19 protein-coding genes are annotated in these 20,124 nt (G+C 63.4%); 13 read left to right on the top strand and 6 right to left on the bottom strand.

The window, feature by feature from the left end; all coding sequences use genetic code 11:
* The first annotated feature begins 79 nt into the window (after positions 1 to 79).
* From FBY31_RS18175 to FBY31_RS18190, 4 genes are all read left to right on the top strand, one after another.
* Complete coding sequence (locus tag FBY31_RS18175) at positions 80 to 496, top strand: acyl-CoA thioesterase (protein WP_142045527.1); 417 nt, start codon at positions 80 to 82, stop codon at positions 494 to 496.
* Positions 497 to 563: 67 nt separating this feature from the next.
* Positions 564 to 821, top strand: coding sequence for a hypothetical protein (locus tag FBY31_RS18180; protein ID WP_142043871.1), 258 nt, complete (start codon positions 564 to 566; stop codon positions 819 to 821).
* A 69-nt stretch (positions 822 to 890) separates the two neighbouring features.
* Positions 891 to 3,122 carry an McrB family protein gene (locus tag FBY31_RS18185; protein ID WP_142043873.1) on the top strand — a complete coding sequence of 744 codons (2,232 nt, stop codon included), beginning with the start codon at positions 891 to 893 and terminating at the stop codon, positions 3,120 to 3,122.
* Positions 3,109 to 4,410 carry an McrC family protein gene (locus tag FBY31_RS18190; RefSeq protein WP_235013114.1) on the top strand — a complete coding sequence of 434 codons (1,302 nt, stop codon included), beginning with the start codon at positions 3,109 to 3,111 and terminating at the stop codon, positions 4,408 to 4,410. Before FBY31_RS18185 ends, FBY31_RS18190 begins: the two co-directional genes overlap by 14 nt.
* A gap of 43 nt (positions 4,411 to 4,453) precedes the next feature.
* Here FBY31_RS18190 and FBY31_RS18195 read toward each other — a convergent pair whose 3' ends face one another.
* Positions 4,454 to 6,109, bottom strand: coding sequence for a sensor histidine kinase (locus FBY31_RS18195; RefSeq protein WP_142043875.1), 1,656 nt, complete (start codon positions 6,107 to 6,109; stop codon positions 4,454 to 4,456).
* Positions 6,110 to 6,203: 94 nt separating this feature from the next.
* Here FBY31_RS18195 and FBY31_RS18200 point away from each other — a divergent pair, with 94 nt between their 5' ends.
* Complete coding sequence (locus tag FBY31_RS18200; RefSeq protein WP_200833398.1) at positions 6,204 to 6,971, top strand: response regulator transcription factor; 768 nt, start codon at positions 6,204 to 6,206, stop codon at positions 6,969 to 6,971.
* Here FBY31_RS18200 and FBY31_RS18205 read toward each other — a convergent pair.
* From FBY31_RS18205 to FBY31_RS18215, 3 genes are all read right to left on the bottom strand, one after another.
* Positions 6,944 to 7,354: an Hpt domain-containing protein gene (locus tag FBY31_RS18205; protein WP_142043877.1), complete on the bottom strand. Its 411-nt coding sequence runs from the start codon at positions 7,352 to 7,354 to the stop codon at positions 6,944 to 6,946. The genes FBY31_RS18200 and FBY31_RS18205 overlap by 28 nt on opposite strands.
* A 314-nt stretch (positions 7,355 to 7,668) precedes the next feature.
* Positions 7,669 to 8,106: a very short patch repair endonuclease gene (locus FBY31_RS18210; RefSeq protein ID WP_142043879.1), complete on the bottom strand. Its 438-nt coding sequence runs from the start codon at positions 8,104 to 8,106 to the stop codon at positions 7,669 to 7,671.
* Between the two features lie 19 nt (positions 8,107 to 8,125).
* Entirely contained in the window at positions 8,126 to 8,560 is a 435-nt protein-coding gene (locus FBY31_RS18215) for a pyridoxamine 5'-phosphate oxidase family protein (RefSeq protein ID WP_142043881.1), read from the bottom strand.
* A 180-nt stretch (positions 8,561 to 8,740) separates the two neighbouring features.
* Here FBY31_RS18215 and FBY31_RS18220 point away from each other — a divergent pair, with 180 nt between their 5' ends.
* The 4 genes from FBY31_RS18220 to FBY31_RS18235 all read left to right on the top strand — a co-directional run bounded on the left by FBY31_RS18220 (position 8,741) and on the right by FBY31_RS18235 (position 13,505).
* The gene (locus tag FBY31_RS18220; RefSeq protein ID WP_142043883.1) at positions 8,741 to 10,456 is read left to right on the top strand and encodes a purine-cytosine permease family protein; all 1,716 of its coding nucleotides are present in this window, start codon (positions 8,741 to 8,743) and stop codon (positions 10,454 to 10,456) included.
* A 195-nt stretch (positions 10,457 to 10,651) separates the two neighbouring features.
* The gene (locus FBY31_RS18225; protein ID WP_142043885.1) at positions 10,652 to 11,317 is read left to right on the top strand and encodes a DUF6318 family protein; all 666 of its coding nucleotides are present in this window, start codon (positions 10,652 to 10,654) and stop codon (positions 11,315 to 11,317) included.
* A gap of 329 nt (positions 11,318 to 11,646) precedes the next feature.
* Complete coding sequence (locus tag FBY31_RS18230; RefSeq protein ID WP_235013115.1) at positions 11,647 to 12,297, top strand: hypothetical protein; 651 nt, start codon at positions 11,647 to 11,649, stop codon at positions 12,295 to 12,297.
* Positions 12,298 to 12,434: 137 nt separating this feature from the next.
* Positions 12,435 to 13,505 carry an alkene reductase gene (locus FBY31_RS18235; RefSeq protein WP_142043887.1) on the top strand — a complete coding sequence of 357 codons (1,071 nt, stop codon included), beginning with the start codon at positions 12,435 to 12,437 and terminating at the stop codon, positions 13,503 to 13,505.
* A gap of 229 nt (positions 13,506 to 13,734) precedes the next feature.
* Here FBY31_RS18235 and FBY31_RS18240 read toward each other — a convergent pair whose 3' ends face one another.
* The gene (locus FBY31_RS18240; RefSeq protein ID WP_142045533.1) at positions 13,735 to 14,031 is read right to left on the bottom strand and encodes a hypothetical protein; all 297 of its coding nucleotides are present in this window, start codon (positions 14,029 to 14,031) and stop codon (positions 13,735 to 13,737) included.
* Positions 14,032 to 14,175: 144 nt separating this feature from the next.
* Here FBY31_RS18240 and FBY31_RS18245 point away from each other — a divergent pair, with 144 nt between their 5' ends.
* Complete coding sequence (locus FBY31_RS18245; protein WP_142043889.1) at positions 14,176 to 16,584, top strand: Tex family protein; 2,409 nt, start codon at positions 14,176 to 14,178, stop codon at positions 16,582 to 16,584.
* 118 nt (positions 16,585 to 16,702) lie between these two features.
* Positions 16,703 to 17,023 (top strand): hypothetical protein, encoded by a 321-nt coding sequence (locus FBY31_RS18250; protein WP_142043891.1) that lies wholly within the window; start codon positions 16,703 to 16,705, stop codon positions 17,021 to 17,023.
* Here FBY31_RS18250 and FBY31_RS18255 read toward each other — a convergent pair.
* Positions 16,992 to 17,795 (bottom strand): YqjF family protein, encoded by an 804-nt coding sequence (locus FBY31_RS18255; RefSeq protein WP_142043893.1) that lies wholly within the window; start codon positions 17,793 to 17,795, stop codon positions 16,992 to 16,994. The genes FBY31_RS18250 and FBY31_RS18255 overlap by 32 nt on opposite strands.
* Positions 17,796 to 18,143: 348 nt before the next feature.
* Here FBY31_RS18255 and FBY31_RS18260 point away from each other — a divergent pair, with 348 nt between their 5' ends.
* Positions 18,144 to 18,995: a glycosyltransferase family 2 protein gene (locus FBY31_RS18260; protein WP_142043895.1), complete on the top strand. Its 852-nt coding sequence runs from the start codon at positions 18,144 to 18,146 to the stop codon at positions 18,993 to 18,995.
* A gap of 1 nt (position 18,996) precedes the next feature.
* A complete protein-coding gene (locus FBY31_RS18265; RefSeq protein WP_142043897.1) occupies positions 18,997 to 19,992 on the top strand; it encodes a glycosyltransferase family 2 protein in 996 nt (331 codons plus the stop codon).
* Positions 19,993 to 20,124: the final 132 nt, after the last annotated feature.

A 20,124-nucleotide genomic window follows, 5' to 3' on the forward strand; every position in this document is an offset into this window, starting at 1 on the left:
CCCGGTGCAGGAGGACGCCGGAGCGCACCCGGGGATCCAGCACGCAGCCAGCGGCAACCGGATCGAGGTGCTGGTCCCCATGCGCTGGGGAGACATGGATGCCTACGGGCACATCAACAACGTCCAGGTCGTGCGGATGCTGGAGGAAGCCCGGATCGCGGCGTTCGGGCCGCCGCGGGGAGCTGGGCTGCCCGGCATCGAGCCGCACGTGTCCCTGTTCAATGACGTCCCCGAGGGCACCATGGCACTGGTGGCGGACCACAATATCCGGTACGTCCGGACGTTGGAGTACCGGAATATTCCGGCTGTGGTGCAGGTGTGGATCGGCGCCGTCAAAGGCGCCAGTTTCGATATCCACTACCTGCTCCAGGACCCGGTCACACGTGAGGACTGCGTGAAGGCCAGCAGCCACCTGGCATTTGTGGACGAAGCCACGGGCCGGGTGCAGCGCCTCACGCCCGAACAGAAGGAACGGATGGCCCCTTACAGGCACTAAGTCCCTGTACAAGGCCGCACCGCACATACTGGACTTGAAGCGCAACCAACAGCGAAAGGAAGCCCTGATGGCAAAGAACAAAACCCGGGTCGCCAGGAAGAAAAAGACCTGGAAGGAAATGTCCCCGTCCGCGAAGGCCGGGACCATCCTGGTGGGCATCGCCCAAGTGTCGCTGTTGGTGGCAGCCCAGCGGGACATTTCGAAGCGCCCGGCGGCACTGATCAATGGTCCCAAGGCGGCTTGGCGGGCCGCATCCTTCATCAACTTCATCGGTCCGGTGGGCTACTTCACCTTCGGCCGGAAGCGGCCAACAACAGGCATGTAGTCCCTGAAACCGGACGGGCGCCGGCCCGCTCTGAGCGCCCGCCCAGTTTCACCCTGTAAATTTGAATCCATGACCCCCGCCTCCACTGCTGCCATGCCCCGTGCCCTCGGTATCTCCAAGGAAATCGAGGATGCGGCGTGGTTCGTCCTTGGCCCCGGGCTCCTCGGCAAGCCGTCCGCCCTGGACGGACGCACCATGACTTGGACGTCGGAGGCGGCAGGTGAGCTGCTGGACAGGCTGGAGCGGGGCACGCCGGACCCCAAGGCGCCGATGATGACCAACCTGCGGCAGAACCTCGAGGGCGCATCCCGGGAAGCGAAGCAGCTGGCTGTTGAACTGCTGTTCCTGCAGTCGTTGCCCCTGGCGCATGAGGTGAAGTCCCTGAAAGTTAAGCGTGCCCGGGTGGCCGAGGCCGCCTCCTGGCTGGAGCCTCCCCTGGAACTGCCGGAGGAGCTCTACCAGGGACTGACGGACCACGGGGTGATCCGCGACCGGACGGCCGAATTCAACTGGACCATTTGGGACCACCTGAAGTGGCTGTGCCGGTTTGTGCAGCACGTGGACCAGCAGCCCACCGCGGACATCGCCGCCGCGCTGCAGGACCCGCTGGAGTTCCACCGGCTCGCGGCAGCCACGCCGGGGGACCAGCCGGCCATCCGCCGAAGCATCGAGTTCCTCACCTGGCCCAGCTACTTCGAGCCGGTCGTGGCGGACGTGGAGCGCCAGGAGATCCGTGACGCCTTCGCCTCGTTGGTGGGCGGCGCCAAGGGCGACGCCGAGGAAGACATCACCGCGGACATCCACCGCATCCGCCTGCACCTCGATGAACAGGCCGGGCAGCGCATCGACTGGTATGCCCGGCAGCTGGTCAGCCAGTGGCGCAAGGTGGGCGACCCCGGCAGGCGCGCATGGCTGCTCCGGACGCACAGCGACAACACCGAGCTGCTCACAGCGTGGCGGGGCGAGGAGAAGGTGACGCTCGACGTCGAACATCTCCGCCTGCTGGGCCCCGGCGTGACTGCAGGGGTGGTCCAGCACGCCGTGGACGAGGACTACAAGCACCTCGGCTATGTGGAACGCGAGGACACCAAGACCGCCGTTTTTGCCTTCCTGACCGTCATGAAACCCGGGGACTTGGTGCTCTACCAGCACGCAGGAACGGTGCGGCTGGGCGGGGTGCTCGGCGAGCCTGAACACAATGAGGACAACCGGCGGCTGCGCCGGAAAGTCCGATGGTTCGATGAAGGCCACACCACCACCAGCCTTCCCCGGCACGTCCAGCGCCAGCTGGCCACCCCGGGTATCGTCGTGGACGTGACCCGGGTGGTCCAGGCCCTGCAGGGCCTGCTGCCCGCCGAAGCGGAAACCGAGCCCGACGGCGACGCTGAAGCAGCCGCCGTCGCCCCGCCCGTCCAGGAAGGCTTCCGTTCGCTCACCCGCGAGTTCGCCGACTCGCTGCACATGGACCTCGAGCCGCTGCAGGAAATTGCAGAGTTGCTGGAGGAGAACCGGCAGCTGGTCCTGTACGGTCCGCCCGGCACCGGCAAGACCTACCTGGCGAAGCACCTTGCCGCCGAGCTCGCGGATGACAGCACCGACGAGCGGGTCAAGCTGGTCCAGTTCCACCCGTCCTACGCTTACGAGGACTTTTTCGAAGGCTACCGGCCGGACAAAACGGATGAGGGCCAGGTCTCCTTCAAACTCGTCGCCGGACCGCTGCGCCGGCTGGCGGAGGAAGCGGCCAAGCCCGGCAACGAGAAGAAGCCGTACTTCCTCATCATCGACGAGATGAACCGAGCCAACCTCGCCAAGGTGTTCGGCGAGCTGTATTTCCTGCTGGAGTACCGCGATGACCGGATCTACCTGCAGTACAGCCCCAACGAGCCGTTTACGCTGCCCGACAACCTCTACATCATCGGCACCATGAACACGGCCGACCGGTCCATTGCCATGATGGACGCAGCCATCCGCCGTCGTTTTGCGTTCATCGAACTGCACCCCCAGACCGAACCGGTGAAGGGCTCACTGCTCCGGTTCCTTGAAGCCCGCCAGCTGGACACCACCCCGGCGCTGCTGCTGGATGCCCTGAACGGGGCCATCGACGAGTGGGACAGGGACCTCATGATCGGCCCCTCCTACTTCATGAAACCGGCTGCCCAGACCCCGGCCGGGCTGCGCCGGATCTGGAAGTACGAGCTGATGCCCCTGCTTGAGGAGCACTACCACGGCCAGCTGACCCGGGCGCAGCTCGAAGAGCGCTTCGGGCTGGACCGGCTGCTGGAACGCCTTGCAGGCCGCTGATCCACGTGCTTCCGTCCGGCACCTGGTGCTGGACGAACTGTCCCGGGGCATCGTGGAACGGCTGGACCCGGCCAGTGCCTCCTTCCTGAACTCCAGCGGCCTGGCCAAAGCGTCACCGATGGGCATGGGGCTCTACCGGATCGAGCCGGTGGGCAAGGTGGGCTCGGTGCGGACTGCCACAGTGCAGCTGGACGTCCGGCCCAAGGACCGGCTGGGGCTCAGCCGGCTCCTGTTCCTGCTCAGCTATGCGGGCGAACAGGGGTTCCGCCCCGACTCTGTGGCGGCCGTCGAGGAACGGGAGCTGTGGAGCGCGCTGGCTGAGTCCCTGGCCCAACTGGCCGAGCGGGCACTGGGGCGCGGTGTCCTGCAGGGCTACCGCACCGTGGACGAGTCCCTCCGCACGGTCAAGGGTCGAATCCGGATTTCGGACCAGATTTCCCGCCGGCCTGGCATGCTGGTGCCCCTGGAAGTGTCCTACGACGAGTTCAGCGAGGACATCGCCGAAAACCGGATCCTGCGGGCAGCGCTGGAGCGGATGGGCCAGGTGCCGCGGGTCCGCCCCGACGTGCTGAGCCGGCTGCGCCAGCTCAAGGGAAAGCTCGACGCCGCCACCCGCCTTCCAGCGGGCTCTCCGCTGCCGCCGTGGACGGCCACCCGGATGAATGTCCGCTACCACGCCGTCCTCCGCCTGGCGGAGCTTATCCTGCGGAACGCCTCCGCCGAAGCCGGCGAAGGCAACCAGCGGACAGCGTCCTTTGTGGTGGATATGGCGCAGGTGTTTGAGGACTTCGTGGGCAAGGCGCTGCGCGAGGCGATGGGGGAGTACCCGGGGGAGCTCCGGTTCCAGTACAACGCGCTCCTGAGCGAGGCCGTGCGGGACGCGGACCGGCTGTCCGTGCGGCCGGACGCCGTGCACCTGCTGGGCGGGCGGCCAGTGGTGGTGTACAACACCAAGTACAAGGCCGCCTCGGATCTCGGGGGCTCACTGACCGCAGACCACTACCAGATGCTGGCGCACTGCACTGCGCTGGCAGTCCCCACGGCCTGGCTGGTCTACGCGGGTGCGGGGGAGGTCAAACTGCGGCGCATCCTGAATACCGACATTGACATTGTGGAGTTCCCGCTGGACCTGTCCCGGCCGCCGTCGGAAATCCTCGCCGCCATCCAGGAACTCGCCCGGCAGTCGTGGGGCGAAGTGGTTCCCCACCCGCTCCCTAACCTCGCAAGCTCGGCCAGGGAACCCGGCGGGCGTGGGCCCAGGCAGGCCAGGAGCGCGGCCGGTGATTGAGCCTGTCGAAGTCCGGCCCGTCCGGTGATTGAGCCTGTCGAAATCAGACCGGAACCTGGAACGTAAACGTGGTTCCTTCGCCCAGGGTGCTTTCAACGTCGATGGTCCCCCCGTGCGCTTCCACAATTGCCTTGCTGATGGGCAGGCCCAGGCCGACCCCGGGGATGGCGGTCCTGCGGACGTTGCTGGTGCGGAAGAACTTGGCGAAAACCTCTGACGCGTCCTCGGGGGTCATGCCCATGCCGGTGTCTCTGACCCGGCAGGCCAGGCGGCCGTCCTCCTCCGCCAGCGAAACCAGTACATTGCCGCCGTCGGGGGAGTACTTGATGGCGTTGGACACCAGGTTGTCCAGGACCTGGGAGATTCGGGGCCCATCCACGTGTGCTTCCAGCCGGTCCGGAGTCTCAGCGGACAGCACCACACCCGAGGCGGCCGCTTTGGGCATTGCCGAGGAAACGCTGGTGCGCACAAGCTCGGCCACGTCAACGGCATGGGGTGTGACGATCAACTGTCCATTGCGGCTGGCCAGCAGGTCCGAGACCAAGGTCAGGAGCCGCTCCGAGTTCCGGCGGATGATCTCCAGCATGCGCCGCTGCGACTCCTCCGGCTCGCCATCGAGCAGGATTTCCACATACCCGAGGATCGAGGTCAGGGGCGTCCGGAATTCGTGCGAGACGCTGGAGACGAAGTCGTCCTTCGCCGCGAGCGCGTTAACGAGGTCTGTCACGTCGCTGAAGACAATCACGGAGCCGGCGAAATTGCCGTCGTCGTCCTTCATTGCCCGGGCGGTGGTCACGAAGGCCCGCTGGTCGTTGCCTGAGCCCACCCAGACGAGGTAGTCCGTGAAGGTTTCCCCCAGTACGGCGCGGCGGACCGGACGTTCCTCGACCGGGACCAGCGACTTCCGGTCCGGCCCGAAGACCAGGAGCTGGGACTCGTTCGGGTCCGCGATGTCCTTGGGCCGGGCCAGTTCGTGGTTGGTCCGCTGCTTCCGGTTCATCAGCACGTCGTGCCCGTCGGCATCCACCGCAAGGACGCCCAAGTGGACGGTGTCCAGGACCGTATTCAACAGCGACTCCTGGCGCTGGCTGCTGCGCAGACCGGCCTGCAGCTGGGCGTCTTTGTCTTCCAGCTCCCGCTGCTGCCGCATCATGCTCAGCGTCAGGACACTGACGGAAACTCCGATGCCCAGCATCATCACCGGCAGTAGCAGTGACCGGGCCAGGTCCTGTGCCGTAAAGGTCCCCTTGGACAGCAGCGGTACCCAAATAATGGCCAGCGGCGCCAGGAAGGACAACCACAAAGCTGCCCGGGGGTAGTATCCGGAGGCGCATAGCCAGATCACCGGGAACACCGCGAGCAGGCTGATACCGGTGAGGCTTTCCTGCCCGCCTTCCCTGCCGGCGGCGATGGAAATGAAATCCAGCAGCGGAATGACCAGGAAGCTCGTATATGGCAGACGCTCCCAAGGAACCACGTAGCACAGGGCCATGATGGCCAGCTGCGACACAAGGAAGGCGATAAACAGCGGGTTGTCCATGCTGGCGGGGAAAAACCCCCACATCAGGAAGGCTGTCAGGATCGTCGTCACGAACAGCGGCATCTGGCTCATCGCCACCCGCTCCGTCAGGGTGTACTCATGGAAGGGGCGCCGGAAGAACCTTATCCGGCCCGAGGACCACGCCACGGGGTTAGTCATGGCATGGAAACTTGTCGGGCAGGGTGTGCAGGGCCATAGCAGCAGGATATCCGCAGCCAGCTATACTTCTGACGTCGGCTGCTGAGGGGGCGCTATGAGTGATGCACGGGTGGGACTGGTCATCGAGGATGACCATGACATTCGCGAACTGGTTCGTACGGTGCTGACCCAGGCGGGCTTTGAGGTGACCGTCGCCAGCAGTGGCGCCGAGGGCGTCCTGACGGCCAAGACCCTCAATCCGGACGTCATCACCTTGGATCTTGGCCTGCCGGACATCGACGGTTTTGAAGTGTCCCGGCAGATCCGCGAGTTCTCGGACGCCTACATCGTGATGCTCACGGCCCGCACCGAGGAACTGGACACCCTGATCGGGCTTGAGTCCGGCGCCGATGATTACCTCACCAAGCCGTTCCGTCCCCGGGAGCTCCGCGCCCGCATTGCCGCCATGATGCGCCGTCCCCGTTCTGCGCCCGGCCCCGCCGAAGCGTCGGGCGTGGAGGCCTCGGCTGATGCCGCCGCGCATCCCGAGCGCGGGAACTACAGCCACAACGGGCTGAAGCTGAGCTACCCGTCCCGCACGGTCACCGTGGACGGCACGGAAATGAGCCTGACCCGTACGGAATTCGAGCTCCTGCACGCCCTCCTCGAAGCAGGCCGCACGGTCCGGACCAAAGCGGACCTGGTGCGCCGGCTGCGGGACGAGGATTATGACGTCGGGGGCTACATCAGCGAGGCGGACGAACGGTCCGTCGAGGTCCACATGGGCAACCTGCGCAAAAAGCTGGGTGATTCACCGCAGAAGCCGCGGTGGCTCCAGACAGTGCGCGGCGTCGGCTACCGGCTGGCTCCCGACGAGCACTGAGCCTGCAGCCGGTGCATTGTTTGCTGGCTGCACTGGTAAATAGGCCGCAGGTAGGAGCCCGCAAGCCGGGGCAGTACGACGGCGACGTCCGCGTCGTACGCTTCGGTGCGGATCTCACCCTCCAAGGCCATGGCCAGGCGCGCCAGCCGTTCGGCACCCACCATCTGGCTTGACGTTTTCAAACTCAGGACCGCGTCCACTGATCCATCCAGGTCCCCCGTGGTGAGAGCCAGCTGCAGGCGCCCAATCCGATGGGGGAGATATTCGATGAAATTGCCCACAAAGACCTTACAGTAGCCCCCGTCCTCCCCGAGTTCGTCACGGAGCCGGTTCAGGACTGCCTGGTCCACAAGCGGCCTTCCGGCATCATCAGACGGCGCCATTACGGTCCTTTCGGCTGGAGTTTTCCTTCGCGGAAATGGGGCGGTCACGGACGGAATTTCTTCTTCTTCAGATTAGGTGTGTTCCTTTTGCTAATAATGGTTTCGCGGCATAATTGTGGGTTTCTTGATGAGGCTGCGGGTTTCTACCCCTGATGCTTGAGCCAGTGCATTACTGACCAATTGCCGTTGGTCCGGGAATTCCAGCTGTAGCAGTCCGTAGCCGGGACAGCGCATCCATCCTTCTGGAGGCGCATCAAGAACGGCTGGGATAAAGCCCAAAGATTGCCTCAAGAATGCTTTTCCTGAGAAGAGGTTTATTGCGCTGGGCTGGTTGCTTCAAGGAACCGCACCAGCTGGGATTCGAGCGCTGAACCATTCTTGAGCTCGCATTCCCAGACGGTGAGCACCTCCCAGCCGGCGTCCTCCAGTTGGCGGCGCTGGCCGGCGTCGCGCTCCTTGGTGCGTTCCCGCTTCGCCGCCCAAAACTCGGCATTCGCCTTCGGGGCGTGCTGACCGACGCGGCAGTCGTGGAAGTGCCAGAAGCAGCCGTTGACAAAGATGACCTTCCGGCGGCCGGCGAACACGAGGTCGGGGTTGCCGGGCAGCCGGGTTCGGCCTGCCTGCCCGTGCAGGCGGTACCGGTATCCCTTGGCGTGGAGGAGGCGGCGCACCAGCAGTTCAGGCTTGGTGTGTTTGCCCCGGATCCGGGACATGTTCCAGCTGCGCCGCTCCGGGGTGAGCTTGTCCGCCATGCTACCAGTCTAGGAGTTCCTAGATCTCCCGCTCCGGCTGTTCACCGAACTGGAAGTGCCTGCCGCTGACGGATGTGGGGTCAATCTCCACGTAGAAGTCCTTCAGGGTGGGGACCCAGGTCTTCAATCCCAGCGCCTCCACGGCTTCCAGTTCCGACGAACTGCTCAGCACCCGGGCGGTTCCACGCAACACCACCGACCACGCTTCGTCTGGGAGGATGCCGTCCGTTTCGAAGAGCACCGCGGAGTTGATGGTCAGCTGCGCCAGCTTGTTGCCCGGCGCGGTCCGAAGGTAGATCTTTCGGTCCGCCGTGACGTAGTTGACCGGGAAGATGTCCGGCTCGCCGGCAACGGAGACCACCAGTCTCCCGTGCCTGGTGCCCTCCAGGAGGCGCCAGGACTGCCCGTCGTTGAGTTCCAGTACGGGTTGCCCGTCAGCATGTTCAAACATCATGCAGTCATTCTTCTACGTCAGGTAGAAATGCGCTAGGGGTAAGTGGCGGTTTCCTTACCGGACTTTATTGACAGTGTCAGTCACGGATTTACCCCGTCGAAACACCCCTGTGACAGCCTTGTTGCTCGGGCTGGATAGCGTCGCAGGAGGCAAATCCTGCAACGAAAGCGACGCACATAGATGAGTAATGACACGGAAACCACCAATTTACTGGAGCCGGAGGCGCAAGCCGCTGGCGCCGTCGTCGGCCATTCTCCGGCGGGCAATACCGCTGCACTGAATGCCACGAAGGAAAGCCTGGAGGACTACACGCTCCGGTTTGCCCCGCGGTCATACCGGAAGTGGAGCGCGGGAGTGGTGGCCACCAGTGCGCTGGGCGGCATCGCGTACCTGGCCGACTTCTCCATCGGCGCGAACATCGGGGTCGCCTATGGAACCGTGAACGCCATCTTTGGCATCCTGGTGGCCGCCGTGATCATCTTTGCCACAGGTTTCCCGCTGGCCTACTACGCGGCCCGGTACAACATCGATCTGGACCTGATCACGAGGGGCTCCGGCTTTGGCTACTACGGCTCCGTGGTCACCAACGTTATTTTTGCCACCTTCACCTTTATCTTCTTTGCGCTGGAAGGCTCCATCATGGCGCAGGGGCTCGAGGTGGGGCTGGGCGTTCCGCAGTGGCTGGGGTATGCGGCGTCCACTGTCATCATCATTCCGCTGGTGATTTACGGGATGAACACCCTGGCCAAGCTGCAGGTGTGGACCACCCCGCTGTGGCTGCTCCTGATGGTGGTGCCGGTGGGTTACCTGCTGGTTTCGCATCCGGAGAGCATCAACAGCTTCTTTGCGTACACGGGCGAATCGGGCGGCGGCGGGCCGAATCTGGCGTCCGTGATGCTCGCTGCGGGCGTCTGCCTGTCACTGATGGCGCAAATTGCCGAGCTGATCGACTACCTCCGGTTTATGCCGCCGCGTACCGACGCGAACAAGGGTGCGTGGTGGCGGGCCGTGATCCTGGCCGGGCCTGGCTGGGTGATTTTTGGGGCCCTGAAGCAGATCGTTGGGTTGTTCATTGCCATCTACCTGATTGCATCTCTGGATCCCGCTGCCTCTGCCACAGCGAACGAGCCGGTGCACCAGTTCCTGGGTGTGTATCGGGAGATGATGCCCGCATGGCTGGCCATGACGCTTGCCGTGGTGCTGGTGGTCATTTCGCAGATCAAGATCAATGTCACCAACGCCTATTCCGGTTCCTTGGCCTGGACGAATTCGTTTACACGGATTACCAAGACGTACCCGGGCCGGATGGTTTTTGTGGTGGTCAACCTGCTGATTGCGCTCGTGCTGATGGAAGCCAACATGTTCGACTTCCTCAACACCATTCTTGGCTTCTATGCCAACTGCGCCATGGCGTGGGTTGTCACCGTGGCGTCCGATATCGCCATCAACAAGTACCTCCTGAAGATCTCGCCTAAGGTGCCCGAGTTCCGCCGCGGAATGCTGTACGCGGTGAATTCGGTGGGCTTCGTTTCGATGCTGGTTTCCGCGGGGGTCTCGATCGCTGTGTTCTTTGGGGCCTTTGGTTCCGGGATCCAGCCGTATTCACCGATCTTCGCGGTGGGGTTGGCCCTGGTTCTTCCGCCTGTGTTGGCTCTCCTCACGAAGGGGCGGTATTACCTCCGCAGGACCGACGACGGCATTGACCTCCCCATGTTCGACGCCGATGGCAACCCCAGCGACGCCAGGCTCCTTTGCCACGTGACGGGGATCGAGTTCGAGCGGCCGGACATGGTCCGGTCCGCGCAGGACGCCCCCGACGGCGGCCCCCAGTACGTTTCATCCCTGGCCCTGTCGACGGATAAGACGGGGGAGTTGGTACTGCCTCCGAAACCCTAGCTTCTGCATGTGTTCTTAGGGAGGCCGGCGCATCTAATGCGCCGGCCTTCTTTTTGACTTTTTATTTGGATCCCGCACTGGTAGAACCGAGGGCGAAAGCCTGTGGATAACTCTTATCGCTGAAATGTGGTGTGGGCTACCCTTGAGTCACTGTCCGGAGCATGCCGTCCAAAACTACTGGGGGAATAGCGGCCCATGACATCGCACAACAGTCGTTCGTCCCTTGATGGCATTCGCTTTGGCGTTTTAGCCTTCGTTGTTGGAGGCTCACTCCTGCTGGCCGGCTGCTCCGGCGAAGCACCTGCAGATCCCGGCACGTCATTATCAACTGCTGCGGGATCGACTTCGCCGAGTGCAACACCCACCCCGACGCCGACCCCCAGCGCCGTCTACAAACCCGCCGATGCTTCGGGTCCGGCCCAAAACGTTCCCGTTCCCGTCCTGCCCGAGGTGGCAAAGACGGAGACGAAGGAGGGACTCGAGGCGTTTGCCAAGTATTGGTTTGAGCTTCTGAGCTACGGATATGAAACAGGCGATACGGAGGCGGTTTCGGCAATCACGAGCGCAAACTGCGCTATGTGCGAACGCAGCAAGCAAGTGCAGACCGGGTGGCACGAAGACGGTCGATGGCTAGCGGGTGGACAGGTGACAACGCCCGTCGTCAACACCTCATTTAAAAAAGCATCAGATGGCCAGTACCAAGTAGCAGTGCAGGTGTCTCAGGAAGCTATGAGTTACTACAACGCGGATGGGTCACTAGATAGCACTGACCCGAAACCAGCAGACGCGGGAAGCCTTATGCTCGCGGTTTTTAGAGATGGTGCTTGGTATGTAAACACCATCGAACCGATCGCTGGCTGAAAGAAGGCGTCTTGCTTCGCTGCCTGCTTGGAGTCGTAGCCGCAACGCTCGTCCTTTCCGGAATGGGATTTTTTGCCCCTGGGCTTGCTAGCGTGCAGTCAGTTGTGCACTTCAGTGATGACAAAACAGAAACTCCCAAAGCACCCCCACCAAAAGGTGTATGGTCAGCGACCGGAACGGACATTATCGGCTGGGCTCGGGACTCAGTCACAGGTGACTTTGCCCCACTTTCACCCGGAGCAATTAGTACCGACCCCAACGAGTACAAGTACGAACTTCAATGCCATCTCGGCGGAGGAGACTTTGACACTCCCTGCCTGGGTCGGCAGTTGGAGTGCAAAGACGGGCCGGATGGCGAAGACGGAATTCCTGTCATCTGGCACTCGAGGCCGCGCGGTGTTCCTGGAGCCGTTTGGGCAATCCACTCGGGACCTACCTGCCTCTACGACGCCAAGCCGGAGGACCTGCTGCCGCGTATCGCCGCAGACATTCAGCGGCAGTTCCAAAGCTTGCCGGTCAACGCCGGAACGGTGGTGGCACAGCCCAGCCCGCACACACTCAGGGGCGCCGAAACCAACTTCTATGCGGAATCGGTGGAACAGCAGTTCGACGTCACCATGTTCGGGCAGCAGGTGCACATCGTCGCCACGCCCGTCCAGTACACCTGGAGCTACGGCGACGGCACCGTCTTTGGGCCCCAGCCCTCGATGGGAGGCCCCCTGCCGCAGGACCGCTGGGGCGAAAAGACCAGGACAAGCCATGCCTACGGATCCACCGGGGACTTTCAGGTGGTGCTGACCACGTCTTTCCAGGGAACGTACTCGGTCAACGCTGGCCCGCCATTGCCCATCCCGGGCCAAGGGCAATTCAACGCACCGCCACAAACCATCAGCGTATGGCGGTCCCTCACCCGCAACTACGCCGACGACTGCAACGCCAACCCCCAGGGCCAGGGCTGCCCGGGAGTTGGGGCACCGTAGGGCTCCACGATCGAACCCGGGCACCCACAGCGCCACGCGCCGTCAGACGCTGTGTGATTCCGGCCGCATCCGGAATAGTTGCACACGCCCTCCAGTTGGGCCTAACAGAACGTTGGAAACACCGAAAGGAACCGCGCATGCTGTTTTCCCCTCTGGCCCTTGGTGAACTTGAACTCCCGAACCGCCTTGTGATGGCGCCCCTGACGCGGCTGCGTGCAGGCGAGGAAGGTATTCCGGGTCCTCTGCTCGCCGAGCATTACCGCCAGCGGGCCTCCCTGGGCTTGATCGTCAGCGAAGGAACCTACCCCAGCACTGCGGGCCGCTCCTACCCCGGCCAGCCCGGCATCGTCACCGAGGAGCAGATTGCCGGCTGGAAGAAAGTCACTGACGCCGTCCACGCCGACGGCGGACGCATGTTCGCCCAGATCATGCACGGGGGCAGGGTTTCGCACCCGGACATTACGGATGGGCACACGATCGTCGCCCCCAGCGCCATCGCCATCGAGGGCGAGGTCCGCACCCCGTCAGGCAAGCAGCCGTATCCCGTGCCGCACGCGCTGACCACCGACGAACTGCCGCTGGTGATGCGGGAAATCGTCGACGCCTCGCTGAACGCTATCGAAGCGGGCTTCGACGGCGTGGAGCTGCACTCAGCCAACGGCTACCTCCTGCATGAATTCCTGGCGCCGAATTCCAATGTCCGTACGGACAGCTACGGCGGTTCCCCGGAAAACCGGGCGCGGTTCGTCATCGAGACGGTCAACGCTGTGGTGGCAGCCATCGGAGCCAGCCGCGTTGGCATCCGCATCTCACCAGAGCACAACGTCCAGGGCATTGCCGAAGTCGACGCAGCAGACGTCCGCGCAACCTACGAGGTGCTGGTGGACAGCATCGCCCCGCTGAACCTCGCCTACCTCAGCATCCTGCACCATGAACCCGCCGGGGAGCTGGTCCAGGACCTTCGCGCCCGCTTCGGCGGGACCTTCCTGGTCAATACCGGCTTTGGTCTTGTGACCACCCGCGAGGAAGCTGTGGCCCTGGTGGCCGACGGTCACGCGGACGCTGTGGTGGTGGGCCGTCCTGCGATCGCCAACCCGGACCTGGCCCGCCGCTGGAACGAGAGCCTGCCGCTGAACGAGCCGGACCCGTCCACCTTCTATGCCGACGGCGCCGAGGGCTATACGGATTACCCGGTGTACGTAAGCTAGAGGCGCCTTTGACGGCCACCCCTTGAGAGAGACGACGGCGGCACCCGGCTCGGGTGCCGCCGTCCTCTGCTGCTCGGGGTGCTGTCCCGGCAGCGGACACCAAAGGAATCCGACGGCCTTTGGCTAGTGAAGTTGGCCCGCCGGGCTCCTCGGGGAAGCCGGCGGTGATCAGATGCTACTCCAGCAAATGGAGTTTTACCAGAGGCTGGTCTGGCCACTGCACGAAAGGCTAAAGGACCGCCTCCCGGCCGGTTCCTTCTGTCATGACAAGCTTCCCGTCCTGGATATTAACAAGGACGCTTTTAGGCTTTCCGCTGACCTTCGTGATTGCCTTCAAGCCACGGTTGGTCACCTCAACTCCCACATGCGCACCCTTCGCCGGCAGCTCTACGGACACCTCGTTCGCGATGCCGAGGATCGGGTTGGTGGTAACATCCAGGTCCCGCCGCGCCTGCTTGCCGTTCACCGTCACGGTGATGTTTGCCTCTTCGAACCCTTCCTGAAACACAATGAGCAGTTCCCGCATCATGCCCTCTTCCTCGAGCCCTGGGTTGCCTGTGACGGCATTTCAACTACAGCACTTTGCAGGCGGCAGCGGAATACCCTGCCGGCGGGGGCTGCGCCTTCCAGGGCAGTGGAGCCGCGCAGGCGCTTAGGGCAAGATGTTCTGGTGACCCAACTCCCGCAGGCCCCTTCCCTTGCTCCGTCCACGCCCCAGAAACGGGAGGACGGCACCTTCGCCCAGATCGCCACGGAACTGGCAGTCAAGGCCTGGCAGGTGAAGGCGGCAGTGGAACTGCTCGACGGCGGATCCACCGTGCCCTTCATCGCCCGGTACCGCAAGGAAGCCACCGGCACGCTCGACGATACCCAGCTCCGTGAGCTCGACGAGCGGCTGCGCTACCTCCGCGAACTGGAGGACCGCCGTCGTACCGTACTTGAATCTGTTGCTGCCCAAGGCCAGCTGACCGCAGAACTGCACAAAGCTATCCTTGCCGCCGACACAAAGTCCCGCCTCGAGGACATCTACCTGCCGTTCAAGTCGAAGCGGCGGACCAAGGCGCAGATCGCGCGCGAAGCCGGTTTGGAACCGCTGGCTGAGGCCCTGCTGAAGCGTCCGGAGCTCCGGCCGGAGCACGAGGCTGCCAAGTACCTGAACCCGGAACATGCTGTTGGTGACGCCGCTGCTGCGCTCGCAGGAGCCCGCGCCATCCTCGTTGAACGCGTCGCCCAGGACCCTGACCTGGCCGCCACCCTGCGCGAGCGGCTGTGGACACAGGGGCGTATGGTGTCGCGCGTGAAGAAGGGAAAGGAAGCGGACGGGCAGAAGTTTGCCGACTACTTTGAGTTTGCACAGGCTCCGGCTGGCATGCCGTCCCACCGGGTGCTCGCGTTGCTGCGCGGAGAGAAGGACGGCGTCCTTGAGCTGGACCTCACCGAAGCAAATCCCGCGGACGACGCCGCCCTCGCCGCCGCCCGTTCCCGGTACGAGTCAGCGGTGGCCAGGTGCCTCGGGGTCGCCGACCGCGGCCGTCCCGCCGATGGATGGTTGATGGAGACGGCCCGGGTGGCATGGCGGTCCCGCGTGTTGGCCCGGCTCACCGCTGACCTGCGCGGCAAGCTGTTCGCCGCAGCAGAGGACGAGGCGGTCCGCGTTTTCGCTGCGAACCTTCGGGATGTCCTGCTCGCAGCGCCGGCCGGGAACCGGGCAACGCTGGGCCTGGATCCGGGGCTTCGAACCGGCGTCAAAGTAGCTGTGGTGGATGGGACCGGCAAGGTCGTGGCTACCGACACCGTCTACCCTCACGCTCCCGCCCGGAAGTGGGACGAAGCACTGGCAACGCTGGAGCGGCTGGCGCGGCAGCACGCCGTCGAACTCGTGGCAGTTGGCAACGGCACTGCTTCCCGGGAGACCGACAAGCTCGCCGCTGAGCTCATCAAGCGGCTGCCGGACGTTGACAGGACACCACAGAAGCTTGTGGTTTCCGAAGCCGGAGCATCCGTCTACTCTGCTTCTGCCCTTGCCGCGGCGGAGCTCCCTGGGATGGATGTCTCGCTGCGCGGTGCTGTGTCCATCGCCCGCAGGCTGCAGGACCCGCTGGCCGAGTTGGTGAAGATTGATCCGAAGTCCATCGGCGTGGGCCAGTACCAGCATGACGTGACGGCGTCGAAGCTGGACCGGAGCCTTGACGCCGTTGTGGAGGACTGCGTCAATGCCGTGGGAGTCGATGTGAACACGGCTTCCCCTGCGCTCCTTAGCCGAGTGGCCGGCGTCGGCCCTTTGCTGAGCGAAAACATCGTGGCCTACCGCAACGAGCACGGACCCTTCGCCAAGCGCGCCGACCTGAAGAAAGTGCCGCGGCTCGGCGCGAAAGCATTCGAACAATGCGCCGGTTTCCTGCGGATTATCGGCGGGGCCGAACCCCTTGACGCATCGAGCGTCCACCCGGAGTCCTACTCAGTGGCACGCAAGATCCTGGTTGCCGCCGGGTCAGCGCCTGCTTCATCCTTGGATCCCCGAGATTTTGCGGACGGCACCTTCGGCCTGCCCACCGTCAAGGACATCCTGGCGGAGCTGGACAAGCCGGGCAGGGACCCCCGCCCGGCGTTTGCGGCGGCTACCTTCTCCGAGGGGATTGAGAAAATCTCCGATCTCAAGCCGGGGATGATCCTGGAAGGGACTGTGACCAACGTTGCGGCCTTCGGTGCGTTCATTGACGTGGGGGTCCACCAGGATGGCTTGGTCCATGTGTCTGCGCTGGCGAACCGCTTTGTCTCGGACCCCCGCGAGGTGGTGAAGTCCGGGCAGGTGGTCCGGGTGAAGGTTCTGGAGGCAGACCCGGAGCGGAAGAGGATTTCTCTGACCTTGCGGCTCGACGACGAACTGTCCGCTGGCGGGCAGGGTGCCGGAAGGTCCGGTGCGGGGAGGCAGACTTCGGACCGTTCGGGACGGCCGGAGCAGCAACGGTCCGCCAAGAAGCCAGGCCGCTCCACGGACGGACGTAACGCCGCCCCCAGTCCAGCGCCAGTGGATACCGCTCTGGCCGAGGCTCTGCGGAAGGCAGGCCTCCGCAGTTAGCCATTTTTCCTGCGGTGTGAGTTTTGCATCGTTCGAGTAAGGGCTGGAGGCGGCCATTTATTGCGCCACGGCCCGGCCGGACTTTCGACGGCGGTGGCTTTCTGCAAAAGTGGGGTCCATGACCTACTTCCTGGAGTACATCATTCCTGCCGCCTCCGCCGATGCCGAGTTTGAATTTCCCCATGACGAGATCAACTCCGGCACCACTATTCCCTTGAGCGAGACGGATGCGGAGGTGGTACACACTCCGGACCTTCCTGCACGGACAGGAATCATCGGGGCCACCGTACCGGAAGCAAAGCTTGAAGCCGAACAGCTGATCACGCATAGCCGCGCATCCGAGGCGTCCTTGTATTTTGATCCGTCCAACTCCCTCCAAGCGGGCGTGGGCACGCTTGTTGCCACCTTCAGCGAAGGCCGTGGCTGGCAGGACGCCTAGGGTCAACCGGTGGTCCGCCGAGGCTGCTCACCAGCCTTGGCGGTCCGAACTGGGTCCGCACTCCGGGGGAGTAGAGGACTGATTCAGGAGGTCCGCCCGCGGTGATGGCGGCGGACGCGAGCAGTTCATCCTTCAGGTGGTGGAGCTTGGCAGAGAACAGCGGCCACGGTTTATGGGTGTTTGGAACATAGATGCTCCGTCCCCTGAACATGCTGTGCATTCCATACCTCGCAGTGAGAAAGACCGATAACGGGTCGTCGAGGGTGCCCCCTAATTGGGGTACGACGGCGAAGCTGCTCCTTGCTCCCTGCCTGAAACGCCGGACCGAGTAGCCGATGGCCTCAACGCCTGGCGAGTCCGGCCGCGGTTGGGAATAGCGGATTCGCGACCAGACGTAGGGAATTTCCGCCGCCCGCGCTGCCAGGACGACCGGCAGCCGGTTGGCATCCAAGCTCAGGAAGACCACGCCCCTCGTTCCATCAGGTTCCCGCGAGTAGACACGGACGTTGACCTCACTGAAGCTGCCCAGGTACGGAATGCCGGGGCCGCGTCCGATCCCAGCGTTCTTCATGTGGAAACCGATCAACCCCACCCACGAACTGCTGTCGAAAAGGTCCGGTTGCACTCCGGGCGGCATGAAACGGGCAGCTAGGTTTTCCGGGACGCGCCAATGCAGGAATATGGCGTCGGTCCAGTGCTGGTCCATAATGGCAGGCAGTGGCAGTTTAGGCGGATCGGGCCAAAGGGATCCGGCGTTCGAGTTTTGATCCATAGCCAAGTTTCCTTCACACGGCCTGGATATGTTTTTTGTGAACCCGTAACCCCACCACCCCAGCCTCAGCAGGCATAAGCCGCGTGATCAAGCAGCCTTTGGTCCAGCTTTCTGTACGAACCCTCGGTCCACAGGGTGCGGGTAACCCCCCATGTACCTAATAGATCAATCGGCGTTTTCCCTCCACCCCTAGTTCTGGCAGCAAGGGAAATTCCCCACGTAGCACGGGATATAAAAGCAAGTACTCACTACTGATGTTTACATAGCCGGGCCTACCATACGCTCAATTCACCGAATTAGTCCCCAGGCCACAATCGACCATACACACGCATGAAGCGGTGAGGCATTTTGTCTATTTCCATTCAGCCCCCAATTTCATTCTCCAAGCTGGCGGCAGCACCGGAGAGGGCCTCCATAAGCGTCGTAATCCCAACTCTAAACGAGGCCAAAAACGTCCCGTGGGTCCTCCGGCGTATGCCTGCATACGTGGACGAGGTGGTGATTGTTGATGGCCGTTCCACGGACAATACAGTTGGCGTGGCGCGGGCAATCCGCAGGGACATCGTGGTGGTGAACGAGCAGCGCAAGGGCAAGGGTGTCGCGCTACGGTCAGGATTTGCCGCAGCAACGGGCGACATCATCGTCATGCTGGACGCCGATGGAAGCATGGATCCCCAGGAAATTGGCTGGTTCGTTTCTCCACTCCAGCATGACTATGACTTCGTCAAAGGTTCCCGATACGTCACAGGAGGGGGGTCCGAGGACCTGACGTGGCTGCGGCGTACGGGAAACCGGGCGCTCACCGGGTTGGCCAACACGGTTCTGCACAGCAACTACTCGGACCTGTGCTATGGCTACATCGCTTTCCGGCGGGAGTGCCTGGAAATTCTGCAGCTCGAATCCGATGGGTTTGAAATTGAGACGGAACTGATCGTCAGGGCTGCGAAGGCAGGCCTCCGGATTGCCGAGGTCCCCAGCTTGGAACTGGACCGCATCTCCGGGGCATCAAATCTCCAGACTTTCCGGGACGGCTGGCGAGTGCTGGGAACCATGGCGCATGAGTGCCTTTTATGGGAGGCACCTACTGCCGGCGCACGCCCCGAGGCGCTGCGCCGGGTGAAGTACGCCTACGCCAACGTGAGCTTCCCGCGAACGCCCACAGATCCGAAAAGCGTTCTTCCCGTAATAAGCGTGGCATGACATGACGTATGTTCCTTCCCCAAGTGTGACCGTGATCGTATGCGCCTACACATCTGAGCGCTGGGGCTTGCTGCTGGGCGTCATCGAGTCCCTCCGCACGCAAACCTGCGCACCTAAAGAAGTAATCGTGGTCATTGACCACAACGAGGAACTTTACGAGCGGTTGGCCAAGACCGCAGTTGACGTCACCGTCGTCAAGAACACGGGCCCGCGCGGACTCTCGGGGGCACGCAACACTGGAGTGGGGCTGGCGGACTCAGAAGTTGTCGCCTTTCTCGATGATGATGCTGAAGCCGCGCCGGACTGGCTTGAACGCCTTACGGCGCTCTATGACGATTCTGAAGTGCTCGGAGTGGGGGGTCGGGTGGAACCTGTGTGGGCGGCGGGGCGTCCCGGTTACTTCGCTGAAGAGCTCGACTGGATCGTTGGCTGCAGCCATCGGGGCTTGCCACGGGTTGCATCCGAAGTCAGGAACGTGATCGGTGCCAACATGTCATTCCGGCTTGACGTTATACGCACGGTGGGCGGTTTCAACATCTCCTTGGGCCGTCAGGGTTCCACCCCCTTGGGCTGCGAGGAAACCGAGATCTGCATCCGGTCAAAGATGGGCGCCCCCTGGTGTCGGATTGTTTACGAACCTGCCGCGCTGGTCCGCCATCATGTGCCTGCAAGCAGGGGAACGATCCGCTACATGCTCTCAAGGTCCTGGTCTGAAGGGATTTCGAAGGCCCAAGTCAGTCAGGTCGTCGGGCACAAGCGGGCCCTCGGTCCGGAACGCCGGTACGTCCGCAGTATCATCCCGCGGGCCGTCTTTTCGGGCATGAATGACTGGAGGCGTGGCGATCCTGATGGACTTGGCCGCGCGGCTGCCTTAGTGGCGGTCGTGGCATGTACGGCGGCAGGCTACATCCGTGGGCGTCAGCTTGCGCGTGTGCCTGGACGGCCCCTGAACCACCCGGCCCTGGCCGGAGTCAGTCCGTGGCGGGAAGTGAAGTGACCGGGAGTTTGGGGCCTGGGATCGTCACGGGCAGACACCTGCATGGTTGCGTCGCCACCGACCCACTCACCACCACCGCGACGCCACCGCGGACAGCGTCGATACGGCCAACCCGGACGACACCGTCCACAG

The organism is Arthrobacter sp. SLBN-100, assembly GCF_006715305.1.
Lineage (GTDB): Bacteria > Actinomycetota > Actinomycetes > Actinomycetales > Micrococcaceae > Arthrobacter.